The organism is Methylophaga sulfidovorans, assembly GCF_900114205.1.
Lineage (GTDB): Bacteria > Pseudomonadota > Gammaproteobacteria > Nitrosococcales > Methylophagaceae > Methylophaga > Methylophaga sulfidovorans.
This window is the reverse complement of sequence record NZ_FOSH01000001.1, coordinates 1-16,683: the sequence shown is the minus strand read 5'-3', so window position 1 is coordinate 16,683 and position 16,683 is coordinate 1. Positions and strand designations below refer to the sequence as shown.

General features: G+C 44.3%; 19 protein-coding genes and 1 pseudogene. 17 read left to right on the top strand and 3 right to left on the bottom strand.

All coding sequences use genetic code 11. The features are described from left to right. The 16 genes from BM232_RS00105 (at position 1) to BM232_RS00030 (ending at position 13,457) form a co-directional block, all read left to right on the top strand. Positions 1 to 669, top strand: coding sequence for an aminomethyltransferase family protein (locus BM232_RS00105; protein ID WP_091711167.1), 669 nt, complete (start codon positions 1 to 3; stop codon positions 667 to 669). Positions 670 to 707: 38 nt separating this feature from the next. Further along, complete coding sequence (gene glnT, locus BM232_RS00100; protein WP_091711166.1) at positions 708 to 2,075, top strand: type III glutamate--ammonia ligase; 1,368 nt, start codon at positions 708 to 710, stop codon at positions 2,073 to 2,075. A gap of 39 nt (positions 2,076 to 2,114) precedes the next feature. Beyond that, entirely contained in the window at positions 2,115 to 3,017 is a 903-nt protein-coding gene (locus BM232_RS00095; RefSeq protein ID WP_091711165.1) for a class II glutamine amidotransferase, read from the top strand. 25 nt (positions 3,018 to 3,042) lie between these two features. Further along, a complete protein-coding gene (locus BM232_RS00090) occupies positions 3,043 to 3,771 on the top strand; it encodes a GltB/FmdC/FwdC-like GXGXG domain-containing protein (RefSeq protein WP_091711164.1) in 729 nt (242 codons plus the stop codon). 25 nt (positions 3,772 to 3,796) lie between these two features. After that, entirely contained in the window at positions 3,797 to 5,128 is a 1,332-nt protein-coding gene (locus BM232_RS00085) for an FMN-binding glutamate synthase family protein (protein WP_091711163.1), read from the top strand. 186 nt (positions 5,129 to 5,314) lie between these two features. After that, positions 5,315 to 5,605, top strand: a complete 291-nt coding sequence (locus tag BM232_RS00080; protein ID WP_091711162.1) for a hypothetical protein — start codon at positions 5,315 to 5,317, stop codon at positions 5,603 to 5,605. Between the two features lie 29 nt (positions 5,606 to 5,634). After that, positions 5,635 to 6,045, top strand: coding sequence for a hypothetical protein (locus tag BM232_RS00075; protein ID WP_091711161.1), 411 nt, complete (start codon positions 5,635 to 5,637; stop codon positions 6,043 to 6,045). Beyond that, on the top strand, positions 6,042 to 6,221 hold the full coding sequence (locus tag BM232_RS00070) for a hypothetical protein (RefSeq protein WP_091711160.1): 180 nt from the start codon (positions 6,042 to 6,044) through the stop codon (positions 6,219 to 6,221). Before BM232_RS00075 ends, BM232_RS00070 begins: the two co-directional genes overlap by 4 nt. Further along, on the top strand, positions 6,218 to 7,606 hold the full coding sequence (locus tag BM232_RS00065) for an APC family permease (protein WP_091711159.1): 1,389 nt from the start codon (positions 6,218 to 6,220) through the stop codon (positions 7,604 to 7,606). Before BM232_RS00070 ends, BM232_RS00065 begins: the two co-directional genes overlap by 4 nt. 11 nt (positions 7,607 to 7,617) lie before the next feature. Further along, positions 7,618 to 8,046, top strand: a complete 429-nt coding sequence (locus tag BM232_RS00060) for a universal stress protein (RefSeq protein ID WP_091711158.1) — start codon at positions 7,618 to 7,620, stop codon at positions 8,044 to 8,046. A gap of 65 nt (positions 8,047 to 8,111) precedes the next feature. Next, on the top strand, positions 8,112 to 8,795 hold the full coding sequence (locus BM232_RS00055) for a hypothetical protein (RefSeq protein WP_091711157.1): 684 nt from the start codon (positions 8,112 to 8,114) through the stop codon (positions 8,793 to 8,795). Then, positions 8,782 to 9,069, top strand: a complete 288-nt coding sequence (locus BM232_RS00050) for a hypothetical protein (protein ID WP_091711156.1) — start codon at positions 8,782 to 8,784, stop codon at positions 9,067 to 9,069. Before BM232_RS00055 ends, BM232_RS00050 begins: the two co-directional genes overlap by 14 nt. Positions 9,070 to 9,301: 232 nt before the next feature. Further along, positions 9,302 to 10,090: a GTP cyclohydrolase FolE2 gene (gene folE2 / locus BM232_RS00045; RefSeq protein ID WP_091711155.1), complete on the top strand. Its 789-nt coding sequence runs from the start codon at positions 9,302 to 9,304 to the stop codon at positions 10,088 to 10,090. 14 nt (positions 10,091 to 10,104) lie between these two features. Further along, complete coding sequence (ribBA, locus tag BM232_RS00040) at positions 10,105 to 11,256, top strand: bifunctional 3,4-dihydroxy-2-butanone-4-phosphate synthase/GTP cyclohydrolase II (protein WP_091711154.1); 1,152 nt, start codon at positions 10,105 to 10,107, stop codon at positions 11,254 to 11,256. Between the two features lie 53 nt (positions 11,257 to 11,309). Next, positions 11,310 to 11,624, top strand: a complete 315-nt coding sequence (gene sugE / locus BM232_RS00035) for a quaternary ammonium compound efflux SMR transporter SugE (RefSeq protein WP_091711153.1) — start codon at positions 11,310 to 11,312, stop codon at positions 11,622 to 11,624. Between the two features lie 150 nt (positions 11,625 to 11,774). Beyond that, positions 11,775 to 13,457 carry an APC family permease gene (locus tag BM232_RS00030; protein ID WP_091711152.1) on the top strand — a complete coding sequence of 561 codons (1,683 nt, stop codon included), beginning with the start codon at positions 11,775 to 11,777 and terminating at the stop codon, positions 13,455 to 13,457. 15 nt (positions 13,458 to 13,472) lie between these two features. On the opposite strand, the gene BM232_RS00025 is transcribed toward BM232_RS00030, so the two are convergent. The 3 genes from BM232_RS00025 to BM232_RS00005 all read right to left on the bottom strand — a co-directional run bounded on the left by BM232_RS00025 (position 13,473) and on the right by BM232_RS00005 (position 16,259). Beyond that, entirely contained in the window at positions 13,473 to 13,811 is a 339-nt protein-coding gene (locus BM232_RS00025) for a tRNA-binding protein (protein ID WP_091711151.1), read from the bottom strand. Between the two features lie 1,078 nt (positions 13,812 to 14,889). Beyond that, positions 14,890 to 15,594 (bottom strand): NYN domain-containing protein, encoded by a 705-nt coding sequence (locus tag BM232_RS00010; protein ID WP_091711148.1) that lies wholly within the window; start codon positions 15,592 to 15,594, stop codon positions 14,890 to 14,892. Between the two features lie 143 nt (positions 15,595 to 15,737). After that, entirely contained in the window at positions 15,738 to 16,259 is a 522-nt protein-coding gene (locus BM232_RS00005; RefSeq protein WP_091711147.1) for a hypothetical protein, read from the bottom strand. A 171-nt stretch (positions 16,260 to 16,430) separates the two neighbouring features. On the opposite strand from BM232_RS00005, the pseudogene BM232_RS14730 reads away from it, so the two are divergent. Next, positions 16,431 to 16,683: pseudogene (locus BM232_RS14730) on the top strand (hypothetical protein); the annotation flags it as partial.

Genomic DNA, 16,683 nt, shown 5'->3' with positions numbered 1-16,683 from the left:
ATGCAAAACGGCATTTTTAAAAGCCCGATCGCTTTTGCTCAAGCCCCTTTGAAGCCAATTAATGGGATCGTCAATGGTATGGAAACTGCAATTACGATGGCGGACAAGGCGATTGAGGCATCACGTTATGAGTTATTGAGTATTTGTGATGTAAGTGCATTAAATCGGTTTGGTGTGAAAGGACCAAACGCAGCAGAGTGGTTAGCTGCTGCCAGCCTGACACTGCCTGAAGAAAAAAACAGTTGGACATTACAAGGTAAACGCGAGCTGGTTTTACGCCTGGGTAGCAGTGAGTATCTGATTGAAGAGCCACTGAATTCACAGATGGTCGCTCAGTTAAATGCCTTGCCTGTAAATCAATCAGGTGTGCATAAGGTTATACGCAATGATGCGTCGTTTATTGTCAGTGGCAAGCTGGCAACAACGTTATTTTCTGAAGTCTGTGCTATCGACCTGTCAGGAGATGCACTTGAAGAGAATCGTCTTGTCATGACTGTCATCGCCGGTGTATCGGTAACGTTGCTGAGACAGATGCTGAATGGCCAATCTGTTTATCGCATTTGGTGTGATGGTACGTTTGGACCCTATTTGTGGAAAACACTATTGGGCATCACCGAAGAACATGGTGGCGGTGCTATTGGGTTCAGTTTTTATTACGAGATCAATTAATACGACCAAGTGTTGATCATTCAAACAGAGGAAATGTTATGAAGTATGAATTCGACCCTAAGGCTTCGCCAGCAGAACAGTTAGCTCACGCGCAGAAGTTTTTAGCTGAAAACAATGTGAAATATGTTTTAGCACAGTTTGTTGATATCCACGGTGTGGCAAAGGTCAAATCTGTACCCGCCGATCACCTGGAAGATATTGTAAAAACCGGTGCAGGTTTTGCTGGTGGGGCTATTTGGGGGATGGGTATTAAACCTAATGGACCAGATTACATGGCAATGGGCGACTTAAGCACATTGAGTTTATTGCCATGGCAACCTGGTTATGCCCGTCTGATTTGTGATGGTCATGTCAATGGTAAACCATACAGCCACGACAGTCGTGTTGTACTGAAAAAACAAATTTCTCGACTGACTGAAAAAGGCTGGATTTTATACACCGGTTTAGAACCTGAATTTTCTTTATTGAAAAAAGACGAGTTCGGTCATCTGCATCCTTTTGACCCAACGGATACGTTGCAAAAACCCTGTTATGACTATAAAGGCATCACACGTCAAAGCGCTTTCCTGGAAAAACTGACTGAGTCATTGATTGATGTCGGTCTGGATATTTACCAAATTGATCATGAAGATGCGAATGGTCAGTTTGAAATTAACTACACCTATGCTGATGCGCTGAAAAGTGCGGATGATTATGTCATGTTTAAAATGGCGGCCAGTGAAATTGCTAATGAAATGGGCATGGTGTGTTCATTTATGTCAAAGCCTTTTAGCAATCGCCCTGGTAATGGCATGCACATGCATATGTCGATTGGTGATGGTGAGAAAAGTTTATTCCATGATGACAGTGATGAAACCGGTCATGGTTTATCCAAACTGGCGTACCACTTTATGGCAGGCATTTTGGCTCACGCTCCTGCGTTATCAGCCATTGCCGCACCGACTGTTAATTCATATAAACGTCTAGTAGTCGGACGCTCATTATCTGGCTCTACTTGGGCTCCTGCCTATATCTCATACGGTAATAATAATCGTTCGACTATGGTGCGTATCCCTTATGGTCGGATTGAATTACGCCTGCCGGATGGTACCTGTAATCCCTATCTGACTGCGGCAGCAGCGATTGCTGCGGGTATGGATGGTGTTGAGCGTCAACTGGAAGCTGGTCCAGGTTATGACATCAATTTATATGACTTAAGCCCTGATGAGCTGGAAGAAAAAGGCATTGGTATCTTGCCACAAAATCTTCATGAAGCTTTGCTTGCGTTAGAAAAAGATGACGTGATTAAAGGGGCATTAGGCGATGAGTTTGTTAAAGAGTTCTTAGAACTCAAACACATGGAATGGGTGGAATACATGCGTCATGTATCGGATTGGGAAATCAATCGTTACGTTGAATTTTATTAAAAGAGTCCCTCCCTAGGGAATGATGTTAGGAGAATAGTTATGTGTGGAATCGTTGGCCTGTATTTGAAAAACGATAAATACCAAGACCGTCTGGGTGAACTGTTTGCACCGATGTTAATTGCGATGACAGAACGTGGCCCCGACAGTGCTGGTTTTGCTGTCTATGGTGATGAAGTCGATCAAGGCGTGAAGTTAACGCTTCGCAACGAAGATGAGAACTACGATTGGGCTGCATTGGCAAAAGACATTGAAGCCAAACTGAACACAAAAGTCGACTGGTTCCAAAACAGTAAAGTGGCGGTATTCAAAGTCGATATCGATGCTGAAACCGTTGAAAACTATCTGATGGAAAATCATCAGGACGTGTTGATCATGAGTTCAGGTAAATCTATCGAAATCCTGAAAGAAGTGGGTTTACCGGAGCGTATCGTTAATCTGTTCCATCTGGAAAACATGAAAGGTAGCCACATCATCGGTCACACACGTATGGCGACTGAGTCTGCTGTGACAATGGCGGGTAGCCATCCTTTCTCAACAGGCATGGATCTGTGTCTGGTACATAACGGTTCTCTGTCTAACCACAATCGTCTGCGTCAGGAACTGAAACGTGAAGGTATTGATTTTGAAACTGAAAACGATTCTGAAGTCGCCGCCGGTTATCTGACATACCGCTTACAACAGGGCGATAGCCTGAATGAGGCACTAGAGCATGCACTAGACGATCTGGATGGTTTCTTTACTTTCACTATCGGTACTAAAGATGGCTTTGCTGTCGTGCGTGACCCCATCGCCTGTAAACCTGCGGTGATTGCAGAAACAGATGATTACGTGGCCATGGCCTCTGAGTATCAGGCTTTAACAACATTACCTGGCATTGAAAATGCCAAAGTTTGGGAACCAGAGCCTTCAAAAGTCTATGTTTGGGAACGTACCACGCACTAAGCAATGGTGTATGAGGAGAATATAAATGAGTACTAAATCTGTAGCAGAATCAGTGACCACATCCGGCGGCAAGCAAACGGTGGATTTGGCACAACAAACAGTTCGTGAATTGAATCAAGCTTTGCATGATCAAAACAATGAACTGACCATTGCTGAATGGGAAGTATTAAATCCAAAAGGGGAGCATAACCTGGCTGTCGGTCTTGATCAGAAGCTCAAAATCGATATCTACGGTCCGGTCGGTTACTACTGTGCGGGTATGAACAAAGAAGCCGACATCACCGTTCACGGTCATGCTGGTCAAGGCATTGCTGAAAACATGATGTCTGGTAGTGTCCGTGTCAAAGGTAACGCTTCATCAGCAGCCGGTGCGACAGCCCATGGTGGTTTGTTAGTGATTGAAGGCGATGCCGGTTCACGTTGCGGTATCTCGATGAAAGGTATTGATATTGTGGTGAAAGGCAATGTCGGTCATATGAGCTGCTTTATGGGCCAAGCTGGTTCACTCGTGGTGTGTGGTGATGCCGGTGATGCGCTGGGTGACTCACTCTACGAAGTGCATATCTATGTAAAAGGCGCAGTGAAATCACTGGGCGCTGACTGCATCGAAAAAGAAATGCGTCAGGAACACTTGGATGAACTGTCGGCTTTATTAGAAAAAGCCGGTGTGGATGAAGATCCAAAAGCCTTCAAACGTTATGGTTCAGCTCGTCAGTTGTACAACTTCAAAGTTGATAACGCGAGTGCTTATTAATTGCTGATATTGCGAGGAAATAGAAATGACTGAAAAGAAAAAATACATGACCGTACCGCGCGAGTCAGCGACGTTTGATAAATCGACGATGGCTGAAATCCGCCGTGCTGCTGATACGGGTATTTATGATATCCGCGGTGCCGGAGCCAAACGCAAACTGCCCCATTTCGACGATCTGCTGTTCCTAGGGGCGAGTATGTCGCGTTACCCATTAGAAGGCTATCGTGAAAAATGTAATACCTCGGTGACCTTAGGTACCCGTTTTGCCAAAAAACCGATCACTATTGATACGCCTGTCACGATTGCCGGTATGAGTTTTGGCGCGTTGTCTGCCTATGCTAAAGAAGCGTTAGGACGTGGTGCATCAGCAGTGGGTACATCTACCACCACTGGTGACGGTGGTATGACTCCGGAAGAGCGTGGTCAGTCAAGTAAACTGGTTTACCAATACCTGCCATCACGTTATGGCATGAACCCAGACGACTTACGAAAAGCGGATGCGATCGAAGTGGTATTGGGGCAAGGTGCAAAACCAGGTGGTGGCGGTATGTTACTGGGTCAGAAAATTACTGAACGTGTTGCCAAAATGCGTACATTGCCAATGGGCGTAGACCAACGTTCAGCGTGTCGTCATCCTGACTGGACGGGGCCTGACGATCTGGAAATCAAGATCAAAGAGCTGCGTGAAATCACTGATTGGCAAGTGCCTATTTACATCAAAGTCGGTGCAACCCGTACTTACTATGATGTGAAACTTGCGGTGAAAGCCGGTGCTGATGTCATCGTCGTTGACGGTATGCAAGGTGGTACAGCGGCAACGCAAGATGTGTTTATCGAACACGTTGGTATTCCAACGATGGCAGCGATTCCTCAAGCGGTTCAAGCGCTACAGGAAATGGGCATGCACCGTAAGGTTCAGCTGATTGTATCTGGTGGTATCCGTAACGGTGCCGACGTCGCGAAATGTATGGCGCTGGGTGCTGATGCGGTAGCTATCGGCACGGCTGCACTAGTGGCTCTGGGTGATAATGATCCTAAATGGGAAGAAGAGTACCAAAAACTGGGTTCTACAGCCGGTGCCTACGATGACTGGCATGAAGGTCGTGACCCAGCCGGTATTTCTACTCAGGATCCAGAGCTGATGAAACGCTTTGATCCGGTTGAAGGTGGTCGTCGTCTGGCGAACTACCTGCGTGTGCTGACGCTGGAAGCACAAACATTAGCCCGTGCTTGCGGTAAGAACGATCTACGTCATCTGGAACCAGAAGACTTAGTGGCATTAACAGTGGAATCAGCAGCAATGGCGCGTGTGCCATTAGCCGGTACAAGCTGGATTCCAGGTACACACACATTCTAAACCCATGTTGTTGTGCCAGTGATAGTTAAAAACCGGTGTTACAAAGACAATGTGGCTTATTGCGATCTTTACCCCGTCAAACTAAGTCACCTTATCTGCGTAACATCGGTTTTTTTCTTTTTTTTCGATAATCAGGAGGACAGTGTGTAAATCATTTTTTAATTATTAGAAGAGAGAAATATAACCATGAATAATAAAATAAAAAAACGTATTCAGAACATGTATCTACGAGACTGCATCATGGCTTGGGCAGATGTGCTACTTATCTGGCTGGCTGTCGGTTTCGTCCTCATTAGTGTCTTAAGCATTCTGGAAGATCCGGTTATACGACTGGTGATGATTATTTCCAGTGTCTTGCTCGTCCTTTTCAATACGGCTTCTGTTGGTGCAATGACTAAACACTACGCAGAAGATAAAGACTATATCTACGGATTGGACATCAAACATCTCGATGAAAACAGAGCAGCAAAGCGTTAATTGCCGAGTGATTGTAATGAGGAAATCTTATGTCTACTTATATACCAAAGGTCCAGTCTAAAAAGGGGCAGTTGTTTGATAGTCTCTTTATTCTGGTACTTGTTTATGTCAGTTTGTATATTCCCTTGTTTCTTGAATCTGATTCTAAATCAGCAAGCGACACCACCTCATCTCAGGTTATCTCCTGGGAATCTCTAAACGTCTCACCTGTTGAGCAGGAACAATGGCAGAAGCTGGGGTTTGATGAAACAGCCGCGGCTGAAATCATTAACGATAAGTTTGATTACACCATTGATCCGGTGATGCTTGGCATTACGGCTTTAGTCATTATTGGCTATTTCATCTTTATGCTGCGTGTCTCCGAGTCTCAATATCGTGAAGTGATTGCTGAAAAATTTGGTGATAAGACTTCGCGATCAGAACAGGAGGAGCAGCGATGAACTATTGGGAAATATTAAGTTACGCCGCCTGGATTATCTCAGCCATGTTATTGCTGTGGATTCTGGTCGATGCGTTCAGTGTGTCTCGTCAGTTTGATGAATCTTTACTGATGAGTTCTCGTGAGGGGGCAGATGAGCTGATGGCCGAACTCGAGAAAGAGGAGGGGCAGTCATGAGTCAGGAAGCTTCTTCTCAATCACAACGGATTTCAATGCTTAAAGTGTTGAACCCGTTTCATATCTGGGCGTTGGGTGTGGGTATTGTTCTGGTCGGTGAATTTATGGGCTGGAACTTTTCTGTTGCCAAAGGCGGTGCCTATGGTGCTTTGATTGCCTGTTGGGTGATTGGTTTACTCTATAGCTGTGTGGCGATGATCGATTCGGAAGTCACATCGACAGTAGCTGCAGCCGGTGGTCAATACACACAGGCAAAACATATTATCGGCCCGTTAATGGCCTTTAATGTGGGCTTGTATCTAGTGATGGCGTATACCATGCTGGAAGCGGCTGATGCTTTGATTGTTGGTGACTTGATGGCCGCTGTGGCATCGGCTACCGGCTTTCATGATCTGAGTCCGCAACCGTTTGTGGTACTCACCATATCGTTTCTGGCCTGGCTGAATTACCGGGGCGTGTTTATGACGCTGACGGTGAATTTTGTTATTACCTTGTTTGCCTTCTTAGCGATTTTGGCCTTATTCATTGGGGCTGATCCGCTTAACCCAGGACATATTCTGAAACACAGTGATTTGTTGACAGAATTACCGTATGGCTGGATTGGGGTGGTTGCCGCCTTGCAGTTTGGTATGTGGTATTACCTGGGTATCGAGGGCACTTGTCAGGCAGCGGAAGAGGTGAGAAGTGCGGGTCGAGCGATTCCACTGGGCACGATTGGTGGCATTTTAACCTTATTAGTGGCAGCGACACTGACCTGGTATATCTCGACGGGGCTGATGCCATGGCAATATTTAGGTCAGGCGACCACGCCGTTATATGACGCGGCTTCAATTATTGGCAATCCAGTATTACAGGTCGTGTTGTTTATCGGCACCATGTTTGCGGCCATTGCTTCGGCTAATGGCTGTATTAATGATGCGGCGCGTGCCTGGTTTTCCATGGGACGGGATCGATATATGCCGACCTGGTTTGGAGCGATTCATCCACGCTACCGTACGCCCTTCAGATCGATTATTTTCCTGATTCCCATTGCTGTGTCATTTGCATTCACAGGTTTATTGGATCAGGTCATTACCTTCTCGATTCTGTCCGGTCTATTGGGTTACACCTTCATGTCTATCAATATGGTCAAGTTCAGAAAAATGTGGCCATTGGATGTGATTAAGCGTGGCTATATCCATCCTTTCCATCCTATTCCGGCTTATACCTTGCTGGGGTTATGTTCGCTGGTCTATTTCGCGACCTTTCTTGGTTACGGTGCGTCGTTACTGTCGATTATGGCGTTTTATATCGTGGCCTCGATCTGGTTTGTGAAACGACGTTATCAGTTCGTGAAGCGGGGTGATCAGTTCACCATGCCATGGCCACGGCCCAAAGGTTATTAGGAGGAAGGAGCATGAAACATATTTTATGTGCAACAGATGGATCACATAGTGCGATGAAGGCCGTGGATTTCGCTGTAGATCTGGCGAAATCAGTTAATGCCAGGCTGACATTTATCCATGTCCTTAGACCAACCAATGAAGATATTTCACATAGTTACTTTTGGGATTCGAGCATTCTGGATGCTGCCGATGCTCAAATCCAGCAGGAATTACGTGAAGCCATGGTTAAGGCTACATCACAGGGAGTCGAGGAGGTGTTTTGTACAACCGCATCCGGCCATGATATTGCCAAAGCCATTATTGATTATGCTGTGAAACATGAGCATGACCATGTGGTGACCGGTTCAGTTGGACGAAGTGGCATTGCAAAAGTGTTATTAGGATCGATAGCGCAACATATTGTGCAACAAGCACATTGCCCAGTCACCATCGTCAGGTAAGCCTTAGTCCCGCAGTAATGTCATGGCTGCGGGGCTCTTTTTCTATGGGAAAAGAGGAATATTAAATGAATGCAGATGCAATCTATGTACTTATCCTGGCGCTGTTTAGCAGTAGCTGTTTGTTTGCTATGTATCGACATCATCATCGTCAGGTGCTGATTTCAAGACAGCAACTGTTTGATGATTGCCATACCTTAATTGAGTTGACGTCATCGGTAACAGATGAACAGGGCTACACATCGATATATGCCGACTGGAATGACACAAGGGTAAAACTGTCTGTGGAGGTCGATAACCTGACAGCAAGAAAATTACCGGTGATGTGGATGCATATCACTTTATTCCGAACGCATAAAGACTGCAGTGGGACGACCCTCGATATTTTAGCCAGACCACAGAATACTGAGAGTTTCAGTCCGTCATGGCAGTGGGTAAAACCCGTTATGCCTTTGGCAGGCTGGCCGCAACATGCTCGTTATATGACAAAAACCCAGCCACCATTATTAACGAGCATCGATAAAGATGTGAAAGACCTGTTTGCTGATGTCCGCTGCAAAGAGCTGTTGATTACTCCAGGTGCGATTCGACTCACGTACTTAGCCAAACAATCAGACCGAGGTCATTATTTATTACTGCGAGCGATTAATTTTGATAATAAACCTATTGAGTCAAGCTTGATAATGGGGTTGTTACACAAGTTAGATGCATTGGCAGGCCATATGCCTGAGGTACAAAATGAAGCAGCCTAGCGCCCTATTGCAGGGACCTGTGCATCCCTATCTTGTTCTGTTAATTGCCATGATGTTGCCGGGTGTGGGTCAGGTAGTGAATCACAACCCCATGCGGGGCTTAACCATGTTGTTTTTTATGCTGGTGTTAGGTGTCGTGACCTATCAAATGGCCGCACCGGGGATATCGGTGATAGGCCAGTTTGCTGGTGGGATTTTTATTTATGCATTGTCAGTGATGGATGCCTATATGTGGGCCAGAATTCGTTGGGAGCAAGCCAATTTCTCTCAATAGGTAAGGGTATAACCCCAAGGTAGTAATCCTTCTTTGGAATTTTATTACCCCCTTGAACTGAGTAATACTGTGCTTGAAGTTGGTTTAGATGAAACCGTTTCTTCATGGTTATCCTCGGACTCTTTGTAATTTGAGAGGCCTTTGGGTGAATGGCTGAAAAGACTCAGCCATTCACACCGTTTTTTTCAGTTGATTCAACCGATGTGTGAATCAAAAAAACTAAGGATACATAATGAATCTGCCTTTAACACATCGACTTGAAGATGTTCAGAATACGCCGGATAAACGCCAACTCATCATTGATAAAGTGGGTATAAAATCACTGCGTTACCCAGTTTTATTTCAATCAACTACCGAAACACCCATACGTGTTGTGGCTGAATTTAATATGTATGTGCATTTGGCGGCTGATGTGAAAGGCACGCATATGTCACGTTTCATTGAGCTTCTGGAACGTCCTGATGCGATATTCAGCCTGAGCAGAATGCCTACATTTATGGCCGATATGCTGGAATTATTAGGTGCAAAACAAGGTCACGTCAGCTTACGTTTCCCCTATTTCATTAGTAAGGCAGCGCCGGTTTCCGGGGTGAAAAGTGTGATGGGTTACGACATCACGCTGACGGCAGATTACACTGAACAACTGGAACTGACCGTGAAAGCAGAAATCCCCGTGACCAGTCTTTGCCCATGTTCTAAGAAAATTTCAGATTATGGGGCCCACAATCAACGCTCTTTGGTGACCGTCGAGGCCCGCATCAATGAAAACATGACATTGGATGCCTTAATTCAGCTTATTGAACAGCAAGCGTCCAGTCAGCTTTATGGTTTATTGAAACGACCCGATGAAAAGTATGTGACGGAATTTGCTTATGATAATCCCAAATTTGTCGAGGATTTAGTCAGAGATATCGCTGTCGCATTATCACAGCAGGAAACCGTGTCAGGTTTCCGTGTGGAATGTGAGAACTTTGAATCTATCCACAATCATTCTGCCTACGCCGTTATTGATCAGTTATAAGGAGCGATATCCTCATGCCACAATCAACATTGAAGTCTTATTCTCAGCCAGCGAAACTCGCCAGTACAGAGGCGATTATCGAGGATATTCGACAGGGCAAAATGGTTGTATTAATGGATGATGAAAACCGTGAAAATGAGGGTGACCTGATTATGGCAGCCAGTCATGTCACTGCTGAAGCGGTGAACTTCATGGCGATGCATGCACGCGGCCTGATTTGCCTGACACTCACTGAGCAACGCTGCGAACAATTAAACTTACCCTTGATGGTGAAGCAAAACAAAGCGGGTTTCGAAACCAATTTTACATTGTCGATTGAAGCAGCTGAAGGCGTCACAACGGGCATTTCCACACAAGATCGTGCTGTGACTATCCAAGCAGCCGTAGCAGTGAATGCCACACCTGAAGATATTGTCAGCCCTGGACATATTTTCCCGGTAATGGCTCGGGCGGGTGGGGTGTTGACTCGTACAGGACACACAGAAGCCGGCTGTGATTTAGCGGCATTAGCAGGACAAGAGCCTGCGGCTGTTATCTGTGAAATCATGAATGAAGATGGCACGATGGCTCGACTGCCCGATCTACTCGAATTTGCCAAACAGCATGACTTAAAAGTGGGCACCATTGCCGATCTTATCGCTTATCGTCACCAGCATGAACAAAATGTGGTTCGCTTAAATGAACGTGATATGCAAACCATGCTGGGTTCATTCCGTCGCCACGATTATTTAGATAAAACCACCGGTATGAAACATCTGGCATTGGTCTACGGTACTCCTGTCGCTGGTGAAGAAACATTAGTCAGAGTGCATGCACCGTTTAATAGTATGGACTTGCTGGATTATGACCGACACGGACATACCTGGAGCGTGGCGGAAGCGATGCAGCATATTCAGCAACAAGGATCGGGCGTACTGGTCCTACTTCATGGTGATGAAGATGAATGGGAAAGACTGATTCAGTCTGATCGAAATTATGCTGAAGAGTATGTGCTTAAACACTATGGCATTGGTGCTCAGATTTTAAGAGATTTAGGCGTCACTGAAATGCGGCTGATGACCTGGCCGAGAAAGTTGCCATCAATGAGTGGCTTTGGCTTGAGTGTCACAGACTATGTGTTACCAGATGACTTAGCAGAAAAACTTGCTGCATCAGACGTTGTATAAAAAATGTTGTTGGCTGGTTAGGTCTCAATTAATGATTAATAAAAAGGGCTAATATGGCTTGGTTAGCATTAGTAGTAGCGGGATTACTGGAAGTTGTCTGGGCGGCGGGATTGAAATACTCAGAAGGTCTGACCAAGTTAGGCCCCAGTCTGCTTGCACTGGTTACCGTTGCCTTGAGTTTGTGGTTGTTGGGTGTGGCCATGAAAACATTACCACTAGGCACTGCCTATGGTGTCTGGGTAGGCATAGGTGCGATTGGCACGGTGATTTTCGGTATCGTATTTTTATCTGAGCCAGCCACCATTGCACGTCTGTTCAGTATCTTATTAATTCTATCGGGTATCATCGGGCTAAAACTCTCTCACTAAAACAGGTGGAAGATTGTTTTTTTTTGAACCCACCGAAGTGTCGTTAGATACAGATTAGCGTTAACTATCACTGATAATACGATGCGTGGTATGTTACTGCTTGTTTTGATTGGCAATAGTGTCATCAAATATTAAGTGAGGTCAGAGACGGTGGAAAATAAAGCTCAGCGGCCGATAACACTTTCTCTCTACAATCGTTTTTCATTACATCGCAGTATCGACTGGACTGGTGCTTTCTGGCTTGCCAGTGGTGTGCCAGCACTGGTGTTATTTTCGATGGGGGCTATCGCCGCTACCGTAGGTAAACCTGCCTGGCTGATCTGGATTGTGTCTATTTTTATAGGCCTTATTCAAGCCTTTACCTATGCCGAAATTGCCGGGTTATTCCCGCATAAAACCGGTGGCATCTCGGTGCACAGCTCGGTTGCCTGGGCCAATTACAGTAAATGGGTAGCTGCACTGTGTATCTGGTGTAACTGGGTCGCGTGGGGGCCGGTGCTGGCTATCGGTTCTGCCCTGGCTGCAGGTTATATTCTGAATGTGACCTATCCACCTGATGCAGTCATTAATACCTGGCAAATCACTTTACTCGATCTCAGCTTTCTTAAAGCCGGACTTTGTCTGCGAATCAATGCCGTCTTTATTATCGGTGCCGTATTAATGGTGCTGGTTTGTGCTATTCAAAACGGTGGCATTTTACGTTCAGCCAAAGCGATGATGATTATTGGTCTGTCCGGGCTGGCTCCCTTAATGCTGATTGCCATTGTGCCGTTGATTACCGGTGATATGGTCTTGAGTAATTTTTATCCATTAGCACCACTCGCCTATGATAGCGATGGTTATGTAATACCCGGTGTTTGGGATATTAAAGGCTGGTCATTAGTGGCTGGAGCACTGTTTATTGCTGCCTGGTCAACGTATGGCTTTGAAACAGCCGTCTGTTATACCCGTGAGTTTAAAGATCCCAGCCGTGATACTTATCGCGCCATTCTCTACTCAGGCTTGCTGTGTCTATTCGCCTTTGTACTGATTCCCTTTACCTTTCAGGGGCATATGGGGTTGGGGCAGATGATTGAACCACAGCACTTTAATGCCGCAGGTGAAGTGATACAGCCTGCACAATATGACGGCATGTTAGCTGCCGATATTTATAGTGGAATGGGCATTGCCAATGCGCTTTATGGCATTTTGGGTAATAGCGGCATTATGGTCGATATGTTCGTGGTGATGTTGGTGCTGGCACTGATGTTATCGATTATGACCACCATGTCAGGTTCATCACGCACTTTATACCAAGGCTCTATTGATGGCTTATTGCCTAAATATTTATCTCAGGTAAATCAGCATGGCGCACCAACCAGTGCGATGTGGACCAATCTAATCGTCAACCTGATGTTATTGAGTCTGTCTGACTATGTATTCCTGCTTGCTGCCTCTTGCGTCAGTTACATCATTTTTAACTTCCTGACGCTCAATGCCGGTTGGATTCACCGTATCGACAGACCTGACTGGAAACGCTGCTACCGAACGCCGAAAGTCTTATTTATTGCGGGTATTGTCATGGCGTTTTTTAATATTACCTTTATGGCGTTGGGCGCCAATATCTGGGGTAGTGGTACTTTGATGAGTGGCTTGATTCTGGCAAGTCTGAGTATTCCGTTATTTTGCTGGCGGCATTACCTGATTGATAAAGGCCAGTTACCCCAATCCATGCAGGAAGATATTCAAGCAGGCAACACTGCAGGAACGCCTCGTAAAGCCGGTCGGTGGCCTTACCTGGTCTTGCTATTTAGCGTGCTGCTGGTGGGTGGGATTCAGTTTGTTATTGATTGAAAATGCATTCCAAAATTAAGCAAGTCTTACCCCGTTGGGAAGTGCCATATCGACAGAGGATAAAACAACCGAGCCATCAGGGCGATGTAAGCCGGTCACCAGACATTCAGACATAAACGGATCAATTTGCTTGGGTGGAAAATTAACAACGGCCAGCACTTGCTTACCGAGAAGATCGTCTTTTGAATATAAGTCGGTAATTTGAGCGCTGGATTTTTTCACGCCCAACTCAGGGCCAAAATCGACTTTCAATTTATACGCTGGCCGACGAGCTTCTGGGAAATCATCAACTTCAATGATAGTGCCGACACGAATATCAATTTTTTGGAAATCACTCCAGTCAATCTGTTCCATTTTCTTCTACCGTAAGTCCAATTTTTTATAATCAAGTTGACTGACCCCTTGATTTCCAGAAGAGAATTCGTCTCTATTTTTTGTATGGGCATTAAGCATTTTGTGACCATTGCCTGAACTGATTAAATAATACATAGCTCAGATAGTAGGACAAAAATGGGCCCAATAGTAACCCAAGCATAACCAGTGTGTTTTGTGGACTTTGAAAGACAAAGTAAAACGATGTTAGGACATCAATTTGCCCACTAGCTATTGGCATATATATGTAATAACTTGAGAAGCCAGCTAACCCAACGAGTGTAGGAATGGCAAAACGTATTCTGGGGCTTATTAAAAATGTGGGTAATAGCAGAAGCAATGAAGCCCATATTCCACTTAAAATACTACCAATGCCCCGAGTCGAATCAGAGGAAAATTCGGTTGTTATAGTAAGCCATTCATTAATCTTTACTAGAAACTCAAACCATAAGCTCGGATAAAAATATGCAGCTACAAAAGTGGTAACAATTAATAATGCTCTTGAGACTAGCTGCTTTGACTTCATAAGCTATTTAACTTCCTGAAGGTAGAAAAATAAGCATATATCAAGTTGATTACCCATGATTCTTTCGTTGGATTGTTATGAGGCTGGACCTTCAATTTTCACCATGCTCCTTCATAGTATTTTTTATATTTACAGTAGGACGAGTCGCCAATGTAACGCCAACCAACGATAATTCCATCGTTAGTATCGACCTTTAGTCCCCATTTACAAGCTCCATATGCAAATTGATATTCTCTGTAACCATGCCCTAGTTCTTGTGTTAGGTATTTGGGGGAGCCCCATTGGTAACTTTTATAGTCTGGTGAAGACATAAAAAGTGTTCTGATATCCATACCAATCTCTGAATCACGTATTTGCTCAAAATACTTGTTTTGATCGTATAAGTTATTCAAAGTTGAGCAGCTTGCTAAAAGAAAACCAATAGAAAGAATGAATGCTCGCTTCATAAGTCTAAATTTTTTTGGATTGGACACCTAATCAAGTTGGCTGACCCCTTGATTTATTCGCTCAGTTTTATAATGCTCTAATTCTGAATTATTTATTTCGTAAGTTTCTTACTAAAAAGGAATTATTGGGGCCACGTTTAAGTTCGAATAAGTCAATGGCTTTAAACAAGCTGCTAAGATTCTTAAAGCCATAATTTCGGGTATCAAATGAGGTTTTGTTAGAAATATTTGAGCCTACCGGTCCAAGCGCCGCCCAACCTTCTTCGTCTTCTGTTGCCTCGATGGCCTGTCTTAGTAAATTAATTAACCTGCTATCCGATTTAATATTCTTCGGTTTAACGGTTGTTTTGGTTTTTTCTTTTTCTTCATCCAGGAAAAGAAACTTAGAGCAGGCGTTTACGAATGCTACTGGCGTTTTTCTCTCACCAAACCCCAATACCACCTTTCCTTCAGCTAATGCTCTGGTCACCATCGGCGTAAAATCACAATCTGATGATACAAAGCACATCACATCAATTTGCTTGGTATACATCACATCCATGGCATCAATCACCAGCGCAATATCCGATGCATTTTTTCCCTTGGTTAAATCATATTGCTGTATGGGTTGAATGGCATATTCATGTAACAGATCTTCCCAGGCTTTTAACGTAGGAGACTTCCAATTACCGTAAGCCTTACGGATAGTAACTACACCATAGTTGGCAACCTCGCTCAGGACATCTTCAAACTTACTTGCGGGCGCATTATCAGCATCAATAAATAGTGCTATTTTTTGTTTTAACTCATCCATGTCAGTGCCTTAAGAAAGTATTTGGTTTATATAAATTTAGTAGGGACAGATTATTTTAATATCTAGTTAGGCCAATGAATGCTCTCAACTATGTAATTATCAAGTTGGCGAAACCCTTGATTCTTGCAATGTGGCTTCTTTTGCTATGCCATTTCGATAGTGGATATCACTTTCTCAGCCATTGATTTGTATTCTTTTGCAGCTTCCTGAGTGATACTTTTGTCACTTAAATGAACAGCTTCATTTCTGAGAACCCTTAAATTGTTCAACATTTGAAGTGTTCCTTTACCTAGCTGTTCGTAAAAAAGCGAATTGATTACTAGGTTGGAATTCCGAAATGGTTTTTTGGGATCAGACTCTATGCCATGGCGTGTATTATATTCTCGTATTGCATCTTCAACTCTCAACCAAGACTCAATGATTGATCCTCGAGGGAAAGAAGCTTCAAGATCCCACTCTGCATCCAGCGACTCCCCAGAGCCAGATATATCAAGGTTCTTGCTAGCATCACTAACCGCTTTAGTGAAATCTACTTTGGTTTCTTTGTGAGATATGGACGATATTTTCTCAACTAGGTTTGATACATCGCTCTTGAAAATCAAAACAAATATCAGCATGAAAATAGGCCACGCTAATATATCAATTAGTGAAATTATATTGTCCATAAATTAATCTCAATCCGGCTGGGCGTTAAATCTATAGGTGTATGGTCTGACGGTATCACAGACCTACAAAGAATAGTGTAATCAATGGGGTTGGAGTCTGAGCTATCCCCACAAATAATTACTAATAATCAATGGTCTAGTTGATACGTTAGGGAACATTCATGGCATTTGGTGATCAGATCTATCGCCAAACAAATACAACCAGCCGAAAACACCATGAATGTTCATCCTATATTGAAGAAAACAATGTCACTTGTCACGCCTGATATGCATTCACGCCGAAGGTGTGCATTAACCGATGCCATTGACAGTCTATTGAACGGTGCCTCAGCTACCGTCACAGCATTGGGAAGAGGCATTGCTTCTCCAGCAAAAGAAAAACATCGCATAAAGCGAGCAGATAGATTACTTTCAAACCGTCACT